This is a genomic window from Candidatus Nitrosopumilus sp. bin_32a (assembly GCF_054095935.1).
Genome location: NZ_JBSWSN010000010.1, coordinates 26,977 through 41,405 on the forward strand (window position 1 = coordinate 26,977; position 14,429 = coordinate 41,405).

Sequence of the window (14,429 nt, forward strand, 5' to 3'; positions counted from 1 at the left end):
GATATAGATATTGGATTTAATTTTAACTAATTATGTCTACAACATCATTAAGACGCGATCACGAATTGATAGAAAAAGTTATCAAAGCAATGGAATCTACTATTCAATTATTAAATAATGGTACACAGATTCCTGAATCAATATTATTACCTGTAATTGATTTTTCAAAAAACTTTACAGATGTTTGTCATCATAGTAAAGAAGAAAAATCTCTGTTTCCAGCTTTAGAGCAAGCTGGTTTGCCGACCAATATGGGTCCTATCGCTATGATGTTAATTGATCATCAACGTTCACGAGAAATCGGTGCAGACATGGAATTGTCTGCAAAAGAATATCTTTCATCAGGTGATTCTACAAAATTAATAAGTGACATGCAACAATATGTTGAACATATCACTGAGCATTTGTGGAAAGAAAATAATAAATTATTCATGATGGCAGAAGCAAGATTACAATATGTTTCAGAAAAGGTTGACAAAGAACTTAATGAAATTGAAAAATCAAAACTTGATGAGATAGGAAAAACTAGGGAACATTATGAACAACTAGCAGAAAATCTTACAAAAGATGTTTCTCAACAAGGTAGCTAGATTTGTCCTCTAGCATTTTTGGTCAAGTAATTGCTGTGAGAAAGTTTACTCACGGTGATATTGAATTTGATTTTTATCATGAAGATGAAATAACCACTTATAGATATTCATCAGATCCTAATAGATTAGGAAATTTTCCCAAGGATCTTGCTGAAATTTTGGTTCCTACTTTAGCTACCGATATCTGCATTGAGATTTTCTTTGGCGATGATGGAAATCCGACACATGTTCAATTAGAGGAATGTGATGATGAAGAGGATGATTTAGAGGAAAATGAAGATTCTGATTTAGAGGACTGAATTTCTAAAATAATCTATTCTACATAATGATGATGTGTTAAATTGTCATAAAATCTAACTGATTTTAAATTTACAAATTCTAACATGCCATATCTTGATAATTCTCTTCCAAATCCACTATGTTTAATTCCTCCAAATGGAATTCGCGGATCTGAAATTACTACATTATTTACACTAACTATTCCTGATTCAATTCGTCTAGACATTTTATCTGCTTTAGCAAGATCTTTTGTCCAAATGCTCGCACCTAAACCAAATTCACTGTCATTAGCTAATTTTATTGCTTCACTTTCATTTTCAACAATTGTAATTGGAGCTACTGGTCCAAAAGTTTCTTCCTGTGCTATTCTCATATTTGGTTTAATGTTTGTCAAAATTGTTGGTTTATAGAAACATCCTTTTCCTTCTATTTCAGAACCCCCAAGAAGAATTTCAGCACCTTTTTCTTTTGCATCCTCAACTATTCCAGAAATTGTTTCCAAACCACTTTTACTTGATAATGGTCCAATATCCGTTTCAATTAACATTGGATCCCCTATTTTGAGCTGAGATGCTTTTTTAATAAATAACTCAGTAAATTCATCTGCAATATTTTTTCCAACAAAAAATCTTTTTGATGCAACGCAACTTTGTCCACAATTGATGAATCTACCTTTAACGGCACCTTCTGCCGCGTTTTCAATAATTGCATCATCTAATACTATGAAAGGATCACTTCCACCTAATTCTAAAACACATTTTTTCAAATGTTTTGCAGCTCTCTCACCTACTTTTGCACCTGCATTAGTGCTACCAGTAAAAGTAACTGCATTCACATCCGAATCTATGAGGTGATTTGCAGATTCTACACTCCCAACCACCGTTTGAAAAATCCCATCAGGCATTCCAGATTCGGTAAATGCTTTTTCAATTTCAATACCTGATTGCATCGTTACTCTAGATGGTTTCATAACAATTACATTCCCTGCCATTAAACAAGGAGCTGCAAATCTTAATGCTTGCCAATATGGAAAATTCCATGGCATAATTGAGCCTATAACTCCAAGTGGTTCAAAAGTTAGAAAACTCTTTCTTGCATCTGTGTTTAATACTTCATCAGAAAGAAAACTATCTCCATGATCTGCATAAAATTCTAAAGCCCATGCACATTTTTCAACCTCTCCAATTGATTCCTTGAGTGGTTTACCCATTTCAGTTGTAGCTACTTTTGCAAGTTCTGTTTTATTCTTCTTTAGATATTCCACTAAATTGTAAATGTAACTTCTGCGTTTTTCATAATCTTTTTTCCATTCTGGATACGCTCTTTTTGCTTTTCCTACTAAATCAAATACTTGATTTTTATCCATTGCAGAATAATTTGCAATATTTTCACCAGTAGTTGGATTTACCGTAGTGATTTGACTCAAGGATATTCCGAAGGTTTTCTCCTATTTATTCTAGTAACCTGGTTTTCAAAATTTTCAGCCTAATCAAAATGTCTGTTGCATATCTTGTTTGATTTCATCAATTTTCTTTTGATATGCTTTTCTTGATTTATCATTCTTTTTTAGATTCAAAACATTTTGACATGATGGGCATTTGAACATCCCGTCAAGAGCATTTTCAAATGTTACTCTAGGACAATCTTCGTTTCCACAGTGATAGAAATCTGAAGCATTTTCATAATCTAATCTTTGTTGTAATCTTTCATCGATTTTCTTTTTTTGATTTTCAATAAAATGTTCTACTTCCTCTCTTCTGGTTCTCCATCTGTAAACAAACCATCCTTTTCTTTCGTCTTTAACTCTAATTCCAGTAATGAGGGATTTTCCAAATAGATCATACAATACCTTTCTTACCATGTTGATTCTGAGACCTGTGGAACTTGCAATTTCTTCATCAGTAGCATCTTCGGCTTTGAGAAGAGATCTTGCTACTTTGAGATATTCATCTCCTCCAATCATTGAAGCAATTCTAACAAAAGGGTCTTCGTATTTGTCTACCAACTCTAATGACTTCGGATTTTCTACTATTAATCCCTTGTTTCGTTTACTTGCACATTTTTGCCATTTTTGGTAGGGATGATCTTTCTTTTTGCATTAGGAAACTCTTTTTCAAATTGCTCACCTTTTTGAATACGATCTAAAAGAATTGCTAAAGCGCTAATTTCTGAGTGAGGTTGACTGCCAACTCCGACATTATAATCTGCCAACTCATAAATTTCTCTTGGAACTTTTTCAGCACCCACAACAATTAGCAGATTTTTTTCTTCTCGAATTTTTTCTTGAGCCTTGTTAATACTTTCACCATACATTGAAAGATGAACGATTTTAAATCCTTCATCTTTTTTCTTTTTTACAATTGTTTTCCATTTTTCAATAAATTCTACCTCAAAATCACCTCCCCACGTATTGTTGATCTTTTCAATAGTATCTTTAATTTCAGGATTTACCTCAGTCATGTAAATTCGCTCTGCACCAAATCCTCTTGAAACAAGTGCAACATGTGTTGTTACCCTGTCATCCCTAACTAGACGTTGTCCAATTCTAACTACTTCAATTACCAAATGTTTTATCTGCTCCTTCCCATGAATTATTTTTTGGTTTATGAAAATTTTGACTTTCTACAATTCCTTTGATTAATTCTTTTAATTGTGTAATATTTTTCCCAGTTTTTGCAGAAACTGAAATCAATTTTTTATTTTCAGTTAAATTAAGATATTCAACTTTTCGTTTAATCTCTTCATTTTTTAATAAATCTGATTTGTTCAGAGCATAAATTATTTTATCTTGTTCTACCCCTAATTCATTTAAAGTTCTCATGCAACTAGAAAATTTCTTTTTCAATTCAGAAATTGAATCATTGATATCAATTACCAGAATAATTACATCAGTATGTCTTAATTCTTCTAGTGTTGATTTGAATGCATCAATCATGTAAGCTGGTAGTTTACTGATAAAACCAACTGTATCTGCAATTAAAAATGGTTCTTGATCTATCATAACTCTTCGTGTGGTTGTAGTAAGAGTTGTGAAAAGTTCTTTACTTTGAGCTTTTGTTTCACCTGTAGTCTTGTTAAACAACGTAGTCTTTCCTGCAGACGTGTAGCCTGCAAGTGATATTGTCTTGAATCCCATTCTCTTTCTTCCCTGTCTGTGAAGTTCTCTTTGTTTTCCAGCTTTTTCGAGCTTTGATCTTATTGTCTGCATTCTATGTTTAATGTCATTATAATACACGTCAACCTCAAATTTTCCTATGCCCATAAATCCGGGCTGTTCACCCATGTTTGCAAGTCTGACTTTTTCTTTAGCTCTTGCCATTTCATATCTTAACTGTGCCAATTTTACTTGCAATTTTGATTCTGCACCTGAAGCTCTACTTTCAAAAATCTCTAGAATCAATGCTTCTCTATCTAATACTTCTCTATGTAATTCTGTAGCAAGATTATAGTTCTGACTTGGTTTTAAAATCTCATCAAATACTATGACATCTGGTCTTAACTTATCTGCGATTTCTTGTAATTGTTCCAATACTCCACCACTGATGCCATACTTTGGTTTCTGAAGATAATCCTGTGTTATGACGTGGACTACCTCATATCCTGCTGCATCACACAACCCTTTTGCCTCATTTATCGAGTCTTCTTGATCATATGTGATTAAAATTGCAGATTTCATTCTAATTCATTTTTTTAATTGGATCTAAGATAATTGTATTGGACATATTTTTGATTTAATCTGATTTTTTTAGTGTTTTTTCTATATTCATATTCAAAACTATTTCAGCTATATCACTAGCATATTCTGAAACTCTTCGAATATTTTCAGTCATTCTTCTTACCCTGTAAATCTCTTCATCGCCTTTTAATGATTTTGAAGCATCTCTTACTTTTTTCTCAAATTTAGTAATTTCATCAATTTTTGCAATGGTCTTTTCAGCCTGATAGTAATCTTCTTTGAATAATGCAAGACATGCATCATCTAAGACAGACAGGCAAAACTCATTCATTTCCTCCAATTTTTGCAAAATATCTTTTTTTACAGGTTTTTTAAATTCAATTAGATCTTTAGCAATAAATGAAGCATGATCTCCTGTTCTCTCTATATTTTTCACAATTAGTCTATATCCTAAACAATTTCTAGCATTTCTAAAACCCATCTCTTTTAGCATATGTTCATTCTGAATTGCAATCTTTAATTGTCGAATAATATAAAATCCAAATCTATCTACTTCATCATCTGTATTGATAACTTCTTGAGCTAATTCTAGATTATTTTCTTTTACAGCTAAAATTGCATCACTTGACATTGATTTTGCCAAGTGAAGCATTCGCTTGAAAGCACCATCTACTGATAATTCTAATAAATTGACGAGAACTTGTATTGTTATGCCTCCAATAGAATCGGCAATTATTTCAGAACCCATTAACATTCGTTTTACTGCTTCTTTCACTGAGTTTCTTTGTTGAGCACTCAATCTACCGTTTTTTGGATTTACATTAATTGTTTTAAATCCTAAAAAGTACAACGAAATTAATTTTCTAACAATTGATGATGCTTCTTCTCCCCCTTCAATTTCTATGGTTGCATCTTCTTTTTTCTGAATTCGGGATTCAAATTTTGGTGGATAAAGCTCTAATGTTGATGAACCTTTTCGGACCATTCTGATCTGGTCTCCTTGTTTGAGGCCTAGTTCCATAATCCACTGTTTTGGTAACGAAACTATGTATGATGATTTTCCAGTAAACTGAATTTTTCTAGTTTCTCCCATATCTTCCATAATCTAAAGGGAAAATTTTATTCTATATAGTTTGATCCTTAGAATATAGCCTAGCACTGAACTAATATTTAGAAAAGATTCTACTACGAGTATTGGATCATATCCTTAAACTTCAATATTCTCTTGATGCATTATTTGGAAATGGCACATCAAAATTCTTACCAAAAGATATTGAAATGACTTTTTCCAGAAAAACTGGTAGAATACGAACCGTTTTTCATAAAAAAAAATTATTATGTACTTTGAGAATTGATGGGAGTCTGGCGATTAGTACTTATTTTGCCCAAATATTGTTGGAAAATAAAAAATTTAAAGAAAATTGTGTTGAGATAAATTCTGAGGCTGCTCCGTATGTTGAACAAGGCCGATCAGTATTTTGCAAACATGTAATCTCATGTGGAAAAAATGTGCAAATATCAGCTGATACCCCTGTGTTGTTCAAAAATAAGGTAATTGCAGTTGGTAAAGCAATTTTATCATCTGAGATGATTTCTGATTTTGATAGAGGTGTAGCAATAAAGGTCAGAGATAGTTTAAAAAGTCGTAATGAGGAAATAAGATCATGATGCGAGGAGGAAACCGCGAAATGCGAAGAATGATGGATAAGATGGGTTTGGATATGAATGAATTATCCAATGTTCAAGAAGTGATAATTAAAACTGACAAAAAAGAAATCATTATTTCGAAACCTTCTGTCACTGAAATGAAAGCAAAAGATAGTTCAATTTTTACAGTAACTGCTGATAGTTATGAAGAAAGAGAATTGGAAGTTCCAATTTACTCTGAAGAAGATATTCAGCTTGTTAGCCAACAAGCAGGTGTTGATGAAGAAAAGGCCAAAAGTGCTTTAGAAGAAGCTGAAGGTGATCTTGCACGAGCTATCTTACTACTAACAACAGGATGATTTAAAATATCATATTCTTGTGCCTAAAAATGAATGGTTTGACAATATGTTTTGATTCTAAATTTTAAAAAATAAAAATGGAGGGAGGTTATTTTTCTCCTTTTTCAACTTTCCAAGTAGTTTCTACGTTACCTTTTGAACTACCAGTATCATCAAATTCTGTGTAGGTGACTTTGATTTCCTCGAAATTATTTCCTATTACGACTGTTGGAGGCCCTGCTTCATCATTTCCTGATGCATTAGTTTGAAAACTAGTCACCAATACATTGGTAAGTTCATATTTCAAATATGTGGCTCTTGCTCCACCATAGGTTGAGGTTTGTTCAATCTCTAATTTTGGAATTACTTTACCTTGAAATGCTGCTTCTAAGATCTTAGGAGATGCTTTTTCATATTCTATTGTTAGTGTCATATCTTCAATGACATTTGTTGCGGCTCTATTTTTTTTTGCCTTTTGTTTGTGCATGCCCCAATCAACGGATAAAACATCAATCCACTTGTCATGATTTGCATCTTTTGATTCCCCATCAATTCCATCATATTTTGCAAATACTGCACCATATGCATCATCAATGGTTAAAATTCCACCAAAGAGTACTCCTACTGCGAGTAACGCGAATAAAGTTTTCTGAGTCATTGAATCACGAAACGAGTATTGGCTTTCTTAACGAATCGCTAATTCTCATATTTGAAATTCATTTACTCTAAAATCTTTGATTTAGGCATAGATCACGCCTATGAAATGAATGATTTAAGTAATGGATTATCCAATTTAGAACACAATGAGTAGTATGGCTGAATCTAAAGTCACAGGAATTATTACCTCTCTAAATGCTTTAGAAAATGATCTAGATTCTCTAATTAGTAAAGTTGGAGATATGAAAAAACAACTATCTGTAAAGACTGTCACTGAAATTGATAATTTACTAGAAAAAACTCGTGAAATGGCTACTAGAGAGGCCGAAATTATCATTAATGCTTCCAAAGACAAGGCCACTTCTGAATCTGCAAAAATTGCTCAAGAGGGCGATGCAAAATTATCTGAAATCCAATCAAACATTGATGCTAATTTTAATGAAGCAGTCAAACATGTAGTGTCAACTGTTTTGAAGGCGTAAACCTAAATCTTATAATCTATTTCCTAAATTATCGATCCCTTACAGAATTCACGTATTGGAATTGCTACTACTTATGGTAAACCATATTATAGATTTTCAACTTATTTGAAAAGTCTCCATTTATCTTTTGATTCTATACTGCCAGAAGAAATCAAAGACTATTCTGGCCATTTGATACTTACCACTCAAAAAGAATCTCCTAAAAAATGTGAAAAAATTTTACTTCATGAAGACATTCTTGAGCATCATCCCACTGTATTTAGAGGTGTAATGATGCAAAAACTTAATCTTAGTTTTCAAGAAGAAAATCTAATTTTAGGAATTGATCCAGGTCAGAGGATTGGGTTATCAATATTTTACTATGGTACAGAAATTGAGAGATCAGTTCATAATTCTATTGAAGAATTAGTTTTTCATATAATTGGTATTTTAGGTGGTCTTAGGGCAAAAAGAAAAATTCTAAAAATTGGAAATGGGAATATGCATGTTGCAAAACAAATTGTAACAATGCTTAATCTAAAATTTTGTTCATCTTTTGAGTTGGAATTTATAGATGAACGAAAAACCAGTATGAAAATTAAAAATTTTAATCAAAGAGGCAAACGAGACATGCTCTCAGCAAAATATATTTCTCAGCGAGAAGGAATTAGATATTCAATTCTTCCCTTATCAATTACAGGTTAGAAAATATGATTTTAATTGATAAATCTAAAAATTTTTTAACAATTTGAATATTTTTCAATGTTATGATTATATGATAATGATAAAAGTATGAAAATATTTAAATTTTTTATATTTTATTCAAAAAAATTGAAATTATTGGTAAAACATCTATATTGCTATGTGTAATTTTTTCAAAAAATAATATTTTAGAATCAGCTATACATATTTATTTAAGATTTCTTATTTTTTTTGAAAATAATAATTTTGATCGACTAAAAATACGAAATTATTTCAAGTTTTATTGTTATTTTTAACATATTTTATCGATCCATCCTTATATAGTTATGAATTCTATATGATATTACCAAGATGACTTGTAAAGGAATTTGTGTTAGATATAAGGCTCAAAAGCCTGTAGGCACTGGAAGATATGCTTCCGGACAACGTCGATGTCAAATTTGTGAAATCTTCATCAAATGGGAAGGACTTTGGTGTCCATGTTGTGGATATAGATTAAGAACCAAACCACGTAATTTGAAATACAAAGCAAAACTACGTGCTAGAGTTGAGGCTGATTCTATGGAAGCTGCAGCAGCTACTGAAATTGAATCAGAAGTTCAAGAAGTAACTGTTAAAGCAAAATCTAAAGCCAAAACGGCTAAAGCAAAAACAACAAAATCCAAAGCTAAAGCAAAAACTAAAGAAAAAACTCCATGCACACATTGTGAAAAACTCTTTGTTTATCCAGATAAACATGAGAAGAATTGCAAGAAAAACCCTGAAGTAGTTGCTTCCCAGAAAACTGAAACAATAGCAATAAAAGCATAAGATTTGTTCGTAGCTCATTGACCCCTCCAAATGGATTTTTCCATAAAATGGTAAATTTGGAGAGTCGAAGTTTTTTTATACAAATTCAAAAATTTGAAAATGGTTATTTTATTTCAGTTACTGAAGGTTCCAAAAAATTAGGTTCTATGGTAGTTTCATTGGCAACTGGACCCACACCAATTACGACAACTATTATTCCATCCAGATCGGAATCTCTTTTTTTAAAACTCATTTCTGAAAGAATTAGTACTCGTATGAGAGGGATTGCTCTAGTTTCTGCTTTTATTCAAAAACCTTTAGAATCAAATACAGCAAAAGGCTTAATGTCTGAGATTATGGATATGATTGAGAATGAGTGATTTAAGAAGTTACATTTCCCAAATTAAAAAAATAAATGAACTCAAAACTGTAAAATCAACTGTTTCAACAAAATATGAAATTGCTGGAATCACTGCCAAGGTTGATGGTTCCAATGCTGTATTGTTTGAAAAAATAAAAGAAAGTGATTTTAGATTAATTGCAAATTTAGTTGGAACTAGAAAACGATTCGCAATCGCTGTTGGTGGTACAGAATACAATATTCATGAAAAAGTAATTTCTGCAATTAAAAAAGCTAAAAAACCTAAAATTGTTTCTTCAGGAAAATTCATGGAAAACAAGTCAAAAAACCTACTTTCTATGCCTATAGTTACTCATTTTGAAAAAGAATCTGGTCCATTTATCACATCATCCATAGCATATGCTAAAAATCCTGAAACTGGAAAACAAAATTCTTCATTTCACAGAATGATGCCAATTGACAAAACTCACTTGTCTATTAGAATGGTTGAGGGTCGTCATCTTCATAGATGTTTCACTGATGCCAAAGAACATGGTGAAGATCTCAAAATTGCTATAACTGTAGGTGTCCATCCTGCAATTTCAATTGCTGGTGCATACCAAGCAGATTGGGGAAAAGATGAGATTGATATTGCAAATTCACTTTTAGGTGGAAAATTAACTTTAGCAAAACTTCCTTTTACAGGCTTGAACGTTCCATCTGGCTCTGAATTTGTTATGGAAGGAAAAATTCTTCGTGATCAAACTCATCCAGAATGGATGGTTGAAATGCTTCAGACATATGATCATAAAAGATCTCAACCTATTTTTGAGCTTGAAAATCTCTATTACAGAAACAGTCCGATTTTTCATGATGTCTTATCTGGATATTCGGAGCATAGATTGTTGATGGGAATGCCTATTGAATCAAAATTAAATGGAGAATTAAAAAAATCATTTTCTCAAACAAAACAAGTTTCAATGACAAACGGTGGATGCAACTGGCTACATGCAGTAGTTCAAATTAAAAAGAAAAATGATTCAGATCCTAAAAAAATTATTAAAAAAACATTTGAATCTCATCGTTCATTGAAACAAGTAACAATAGTTGATGAAGACATTGATCCAAATAATGCTGAATCTGTAGAGTATGCGATGGCTACAAGGTTTCAAGCTGATAAGGATCTAGTTATTCTCAAAAATGTTCGTGGCTCTAGTCTGGATCCGTCAAGTAATCAACAAAAATTAGAAACTGCTAAAATGGGCATTGATGCAACTAGATCTCTTTCTAAACGCCCAGAAGGATTCGAGTTAGCTAAAATCCCAAAAATCGATAAAATTAAACTCGAAAAATATTTCAAATGACTAGAATCAACTGATTCAATTAAATTGAGAATAATAATTAGGTAAAAAATGTCATCAGAAAGCTCCAATATGCGAGAAAAAAGCCCTTCAGAATCTCATGCTGAAGTAATTGTTCGAATGTTTCCTTCAGATGCAAATCCTGCAGGAAATGTTTTTGGAGGTGAAATTTTAAAACATATTGATATGGTGGCAGGAATTGTTGCTCAACGTCATAGTCAATCAAATGCAGTTACGGTTTCTATGGATAGTGTAAATTTTTTGAAACCTGTTTTTGTTGGAAATGTTCTTACATTAAATGCTAGGATAAATTATATCCATAATTCATCGATGGAAATAGAAGTCAAAGCCGAAGCTGAAGATATTGTAACCGGAATTAGAACTGTCACTGGAACTGCTTTTGTAACATTTGTGGCTCTTGATAAAAATGGAAAACCTACACCTGTTCCTAAATTATCTTTAAAAACAGATGATGATAGACAAAAATTCGAAGAAGGTAAAATTCGAATGGATACTAGACTAAAAAATCGTCAAAAATAATCCGTGCGATATCTTCATAGATCCATTTAAGAATAATGAAAACTCTCTTTAGTTAATGTCAGATCAAACAAAAAATAATGAATGGGATTCATTGTGGCAAGAATATACAAAATCACTTGAAAATTGGAAAACTCTTTTTGAGCAAATTCAAAATGCAAGTAAAGATATGCAATCCAAATTTAATGGTGTTTGGGATAAAGCAAATGTTGAATCAAGTGCTGAAACCATGAAATTATTTGGAGAAAATTGGCAAAAAGCTCTCAATGATGTTGGAATGAATTCTTTCAAAGAATTTAGTGAAAATTGGCAAAAGGCTCTTAATGACACTAATGCATCTGCTTTCAAACAATTTGCTGAAAATTGGCAAAAAACTCTCAGCTCATCTGGTTTAGAACAGATGAACGTTTACGGTGAAATGATGAAAAAATTTGCCGAAACATGGACTTCAATGTGGCCAAAATCACAATAAATTGTTGAATTGAGAGAAAAATTTCTCTTTTTTTGTACATGTACTGGATTAGAGATTATGACTGCAATAGGCGTTACAGGATACTTGTTTCATTTAGAAGAGTATGTACTGTCTTTGATTTCTATGATTGTTTTTGGTAAACTAATTCTTTTTCATTTTATCATGGAATATTTTGATAGAAAAAGATTACAAACAAAAAATTATCAAAATGTGGAAAGAATAAAACCATGATGAGTTTAGAATTTTTTGTTGTCGATTACTCAAAATGAATATTATGTAGAATTATCTAGCTTTGACGATTTAGCAAGATTTGCATGTGCATTACAAGAGTATCCCAAGCGAATTTATTCTCAAGAACTAGACGGTACTAGAATTATTTCAAGTAGTTTAACCCTTGCAAATACCTTGTTGATTTTTTATGTGCCAATGTCAAAATCTGGAAGATATGTTTCATATCAAATTAATTCTGGAAAAGAAATCTGTGATGTTGTTGAATCTACAAAAACAAATTCTCAATATGCTCCTATTGTTCATATGGAATCTAAAATTTCACCTTTACCTGTAAAATCAAAAAAAATGTCTGATCAATTTCATCCGATACCGGTAAAGGATTTAGGAAGTTTAGCTCGATTAACATATGATCCGGAATTTCCAGAAGAACAAAATCTTGTACTTTATGCGTTACCTTACAAAAAATCTTGGGTGATGGGATACATTACTTCTCTTGAAATGGATGAGGTATACTATAATTTCAATTACATTAAATTAGATTCAGAACCTACCCAACATTTTGTTAAATATCAAGGAAATCAGGGCCAAGATCCAGAATTTTCAGATAATTTTGATCATGGTTATTCATATTTACCCATAATCAAAATCAAATCAGAAAATTCGATTTTTGGATTATCTGATTAAATTCTCAAATATTTCTAGTCAAATCTTTAATTTTTTTCCTTGATTCTTCAACTAACCGTTTCATCACTGGAATGTAAATTTTAGCAGCATAAAAAATCTCAATATCTCTATGATTTCCAATATCTAGAAATGTGGATGCAATGATTTGATTTTCATCAACTTTAGGCTCCTTTTTTTCATATCTTTTATGATTAATAATCTCTAAAAAAATTGGCAGTTGTCTTTTTATTTCAATTTCTAATTCATCTTTAGAGTGTAATTTCTCTTTACTTAATTGAACTTTAATTTCTTGATTAATGTCATCTTTGTATCTATCTGATGCTCTAATCATAATTTTTATTTGAGGTAATTTTTTAAATTTATTTCTAAAATCACATATTTCTCTCATAAAATTCGGATATGAATTTTTATGTTCTTCAACATATTCTGTTCTAAACCATTCAGAAAATTTAATTGCATTTTCATCGTTTTTTAATTTTGCTTTTTTGTAAAAGTTTTTTTCAGTAATTTGTTCTGTTAAAAATAATCCAAAATCTCTATTGGCCTCTTCAAAAATACCTGCAATTATTTTATTTCTTAAACTAATGTATTGATCAAAAAAATAATTTACATAAAATGGATCAGGATCATATTGCTTTATTTGTTTTAAAACAATTTCACATTTTTCTATTAGTTCTTCAATATTCATTATACTGTATTAGATTCTGAATTCGCATATTTTGATTGTAATTTTAAACTACTAGCCAATTCTTTAAAAATCTCATTTACACTAACATCTACTAAATTTATTGTGGCATTTTCTTTAACAATCTGTTTTTCAAATTTCTCTTTAATTGCAAATGATACTGATGACCAATGCAGTGTACCTTTCAATTGTTCATCTACTGTAGAATTTGTTGTTGGGAAATTTGCTGGAGAGAAAACAACCCCATTTGTCCACTGCATTGTAGGAATTCCTCCTCCAGATGATCGTGTACTAAATGCTATTTGTTTAACCCAATCTTCAAACTTGTACTCTATTACCTCATGTATGATCAATTTTTTCCACGGTTCAATAGAAATCTCCATTTATTCCAATTACATGATGCTGATTATAACCCTATTTTTTATGCCTATTTCTATACATTTTCTATATTTTTACTCTTATTTTGAAAATCTACTTTTTTAATTTTCCATTTCAAAAATCATTGCTTAATTAGTAGAAACTAATTATTATTTTTTGTAATGAGGAAATGGGCTGATTACCTAATTTCAGAAGTTAGCTATAATTCTGAACATTTAATTTCAATAGCTACAAGACACCAAGATACTGATAAAGGAATCACCAAAGGCGAACCTGTTGATCGTTTAACAATTGCTTCTGATATAAAGAATGGACTAGTATACATTACAATTTACAGTGGGAAAAATTCTTGGAAACAAGGTAACAAACTTCAAACTTTCTCAATTAAAGGTAATCCGTATATTCGTATAGATAAAAATAAAGTAAAATTAGATTATCTAGGAGATTTACGAGAATCTTCGTTTACGGAATCAGTTCAAGAATTAGAATTACTACCTGAATCAATAACTGAACCAGAACCACCCTCAAGTCCTAGAGGTTCACTACCAAAAGATTCCGCAGAAGAACTTCCTCAAGAATTAGAATTACTACCTGAATCAATA

At 31.2% G+C, this 14,429-nt stretch carries 22 protein-coding genes; 14 read left to right on the forward strand and 8 right to left on the reverse strand.

Annotation, left to right across the window (positions count from 1 at the left end):
* The first annotated feature begins 32 nt into the window (after window positions 1-32).
* Window positions 33-590: a hemerythrin domain-containing protein gene (locus tag ACW9XH_RS09690; protein WP_457760454.1), complete on the forward strand. Its 558-nt coding sequence runs from the start codon at window positions 33-35 to the stop codon at window positions 588-590.
* A 2-nt stretch (window positions 591-592) separates the two neighbouring features.
* Window positions 593-889 carry a hypothetical protein gene (locus ACW9XH_RS09695; RefSeq protein WP_457760455.1) on the forward strand — a complete coding sequence of 99 codons (297 nt, stop codon included), beginning with the start codon at window positions 593-595 and terminating at the stop codon, window positions 887-889.
* 14 nt (window positions 890-903) lie between these two features.
* Here the strand turns inward: ACW9XH_RS09695 and ACW9XH_RS09700 are convergent, their stop codons facing one another.
* The 5 genes from ACW9XH_RS09700 to ACW9XH_RS09720 form a co-directional block, all read right to left on the reverse strand.
* Window positions 904-2,295 carry an NAD-dependent succinate-semialdehyde dehydrogenase gene (locus ACW9XH_RS09700; protein WP_457760456.1) on the reverse strand — a complete coding sequence of 464 codons (1,392 nt, stop codon included), beginning with the start codon at window positions 2,293-2,295 and terminating at the stop codon, window positions 904-906.
* Between the two features lie 63 nt (window positions 2,296-2,358).
* A complete protein-coding gene (locus tag ACW9XH_RS09705; protein WP_457760457.1) occupies window positions 2,359-2,874 on the reverse strand; it encodes a transcription factor in 516 nt (171 codons plus the stop codon).
* A 26-nt stretch (window positions 2,875-2,900) separates the two neighbouring features.
* Window positions 2,901-3,434: a tRNA (cytidine(56)-2'-O)-methyltransferase gene (locus tag ACW9XH_RS09710; protein ID WP_457760458.1), complete on the reverse strand. Its 534-nt coding sequence runs from the start codon at window positions 3,432-3,434 to the stop codon at window positions 2,901-2,903.
* A complete protein-coding gene (gene hflX / locus ACW9XH_RS09715) occupies window positions 3,424-4,545 on the reverse strand; it encodes a GTPase HflX (RefSeq protein WP_457760459.1) in 1,122 nt (373 codons plus the stop codon). Before hflX ends, ACW9XH_RS09710 begins: the two co-directional genes overlap by 11 nt.
* A gap of 55 nt (window positions 4,546-4,600) precedes the next feature.
* Window positions 4,601-5,647: a PhoU domain-containing protein gene (locus ACW9XH_RS09720; RefSeq protein ID WP_457760460.1), complete on the reverse strand. Its 1,047-nt coding sequence runs from the start codon at window positions 5,645-5,647 to the stop codon at window positions 4,601-4,603.
* Between the two features lie 92 nt (window positions 5,648-5,739).
* Between ACW9XH_RS09720 and ACW9XH_RS09725 the strand changes: the two genes are divergently transcribed.
* Together ACW9XH_RS09725 and ACW9XH_RS09730 are read left to right on the forward strand one after the other, a co-directional pair.
* On the forward strand, window positions 5,740-6,213 hold the full coding sequence (locus ACW9XH_RS09725; RefSeq protein WP_457760461.1) for a PUA domain-containing protein: 474 nt from the start codon (window positions 5,740-5,742) through the stop codon (window positions 6,211-6,213).
* Complete coding sequence (locus ACW9XH_RS09730; protein ID WP_457760462.1) at window positions 6,210-6,551, forward strand: nascent polypeptide-associated complex protein; 342 nt, start codon at window positions 6,210-6,212, stop codon at window positions 6,549-6,551. The genes ACW9XH_RS09725 and ACW9XH_RS09730 overlap by 4 nt, the downstream gene beginning before the upstream one ends.
* A gap of 88 nt (window positions 6,552-6,639) precedes the next feature.
* Here the strand turns inward: ACW9XH_RS09730 and ACW9XH_RS09735 are convergent, their stop codons facing one another.
* Window positions 6,640-7,188 carry an Hcp family type VI secretion system effector gene (locus ACW9XH_RS09735; RefSeq protein WP_457760463.1) on the reverse strand — a complete coding sequence of 183 codons (549 nt, stop codon included), beginning with the start codon at window positions 7,186-7,188 and terminating at the stop codon, window positions 6,640-6,642.
* 154 nt (window positions 7,189-7,342) lie between these two features.
* Here ACW9XH_RS09735 and ACW9XH_RS09740 point away from each other — a divergent pair, with 154 nt between their 5' ends.
* From ACW9XH_RS09740 to ACW9XH_RS09780, 9 genes are all read left to right on the forward strand, one after another.
* Window positions 7,343-7,669 (forward strand): hypothetical protein, encoded by a 327-nt coding sequence (locus ACW9XH_RS09740; protein ID WP_457760476.1) that lies wholly within the window; start codon window positions 7,343-7,345, stop codon window positions 7,667-7,669.
* Between the two features lie 105 nt (window positions 7,670-7,774).
* Window positions 7,775-8,353 (forward strand): hypothetical protein, encoded by a 579-nt coding sequence (locus ACW9XH_RS09745; protein WP_457760464.1) that lies wholly within the window; start codon window positions 7,775-7,777, stop codon window positions 8,351-8,353.
* Window positions 8,354-8,701: 348 nt separating this feature from the next.
* Window positions 8,702-9,160 carry a hypothetical protein gene (locus ACW9XH_RS09750; RefSeq protein WP_457760465.1) on the forward strand — a complete coding sequence of 153 codons (459 nt, stop codon included), beginning with the start codon at window positions 8,702-8,704 and terminating at the stop codon, window positions 9,158-9,160.
* 17 nt (window positions 9,161-9,177) lie between these two features.
* Entirely contained in the window at window positions 9,178-9,519 is a 342-nt protein-coding gene (locus ACW9XH_RS09755; RefSeq protein WP_457760466.1) for a proteasome assembly chaperone 4, read from the forward strand.
* Entirely contained in the window at window positions 9,512-10,843 is a 1,332-nt protein-coding gene (locus ACW9XH_RS09760; protein WP_457760467.1) for a UbiD family decarboxylase, read from the forward strand. Before ACW9XH_RS09755 ends, ACW9XH_RS09760 begins: the two co-directional genes overlap by 8 nt.
* Window positions 10,844-10,891: 48 nt before the next feature.
* Window positions 10,892-11,380, forward strand: a complete 489-nt coding sequence (locus tag ACW9XH_RS09765; RefSeq protein WP_457760468.1) for an acyl-CoA thioesterase — start codon at window positions 10,892-10,894, stop codon at window positions 11,378-11,380.
* Window positions 11,381-11,435: 55 nt separating this feature from the next.
* Complete coding sequence (locus ACW9XH_RS09770) at window positions 11,436-11,849, forward strand: hypothetical protein (protein ID WP_457760469.1); 414 nt, start codon at window positions 11,436-11,438, stop codon at window positions 11,847-11,849.
* 57 nt (window positions 11,850-11,906) lie between these two features.
* Entirely contained in the window at window positions 11,907-12,080 is a 174-nt protein-coding gene (locus ACW9XH_RS09775; protein ID WP_457760470.1) for a hypothetical protein, read from the forward strand.
* A gap of 18 nt (window positions 12,081-12,098) precedes the next feature.
* Window positions 12,099-12,764 carry a hypothetical protein gene (locus ACW9XH_RS09780; protein ID WP_457760471.1) on the forward strand — a complete coding sequence of 222 codons (666 nt, stop codon included), beginning with the start codon at window positions 12,099-12,101 and terminating at the stop codon, window positions 12,762-12,764.
* A gap of 4 nt (window positions 12,765-12,768) precedes the next feature.
* Here ACW9XH_RS09780 and ACW9XH_RS09785 read toward each other — a convergent pair whose 3' ends face one another.
* Entirely contained in the window at window positions 12,769-13,452 is a 684-nt protein-coding gene (locus ACW9XH_RS09785) for a hypothetical protein (RefSeq protein ID WP_457760472.1), read from the reverse strand.
* Window positions 13,452-13,832, reverse strand: a complete 381-nt coding sequence (locus ACW9XH_RS09790; RefSeq protein ID WP_457760473.1) for a hypothetical protein — start codon at window positions 13,830-13,832, stop codon at window positions 13,452-13,454. Before ACW9XH_RS09790 ends, ACW9XH_RS09785 begins: the two co-directional genes overlap by 1 nt.
* A 156-nt stretch (window positions 13,833-13,988) precedes the next feature.
* On the opposite strand from ACW9XH_RS09790, the gene ACW9XH_RS09795 reads away from it, so the two are divergent.
* The coding region (locus tag ACW9XH_RS09795; RefSeq protein WP_457760474.1) for a hypothetical protein at window positions 13,989-14,429 on the forward strand (441 nt) is incomplete at its 3' end.

Excerpts from the sequence above, each read along its gene's own strand:
- ACW9XH_RS09690 (WP_457760454.1), top strand. The coding sequence starts at position 33 with ATGTCTACAACATCATTAAGACGCGATCACGAATTGATAGAAAAAGTT.
- ACW9XH_RS09740 (WP_457760476.1), top strand. The coding sequence starts at position 7,343 with ATGGCTGAATCTAAAGTCACAGGAATTATTACCTCTCTAAATGCTTTA.
- ACW9XH_RS09775 (WP_457760470.1), top strand. The coding sequence starts at position 11,907 with ATGACTGCAATAGGCGTTACAGGATACTTGTTTCATTTAGAAGAGTAT.
- ACW9XH_RS09735 (WP_457760463.1), bottom strand. The coding sequence starts at position 7,188 with ATGACTCAGAAAACTTTATTCGCGTTACTCGCAGTAGGAGTACTCTTT.
- ACW9XH_RS09760 (WP_457760467.1), top strand. The coding sequence starts at position 9,512 with ATGAGTGATTTAAGAAGTTACATTTCCCAAATTAAAAAAATAAATGAA.
- ACW9XH_RS09765 (WP_457760468.1), top strand. The coding sequence starts at position 10,892 with ATGTCATCAGAAAGCTCCAATATGCGAGAAAAAAGCCCTTCAGAATCT.
- ACW9XH_RS09770 (WP_457760469.1), top strand. The coding sequence starts at position 11,436 with ATGTCAGATCAAACAAAAAATAATGAATGGGATTCATTGTGGCAAGAA.
- ACW9XH_RS09790 (WP_457760473.1), bottom strand. The coding sequence starts at position 13,832 with ATGGAGATTTCTATTGAACCGTGGAAAAAATTGATCATACATGAGGTA.
- ACW9XH_RS09750 (WP_457760465.1), top strand. The coding sequence starts at position 8,702 with ATGACTTGTAAAGGAATTTGTGTTAGATATAAGGCTCAAAAGCCTGTA.
- ACW9XH_RS09730 (WP_457760462.1), top strand. The coding sequence starts at position 6,210 with ATGATGCGAGGAGGAAACCGCGAAATGCGAAGAATGATGGATAAGATG.
- ACW9XH_RS09720 (WP_457760460.1), bottom strand. The coding sequence starts at position 5,647 with ATGGAAGATATGGGAGAAACTAGAAAAATTCAGTTTACTGGAAAATCA.
- hflX (WP_457760459.1), bottom strand. The coding sequence starts at position 4,545 with ATGAAATCTGCAATTTTAATCACATATGATCAAGAAGACTCGATAAAT.
- ACW9XH_RS09785 (WP_457760472.1), bottom strand. The coding sequence starts at position 13,452 with ATGAATATTGAAGAACTAATAGAAAAATGTGAAATTGTTTTAAAACAA.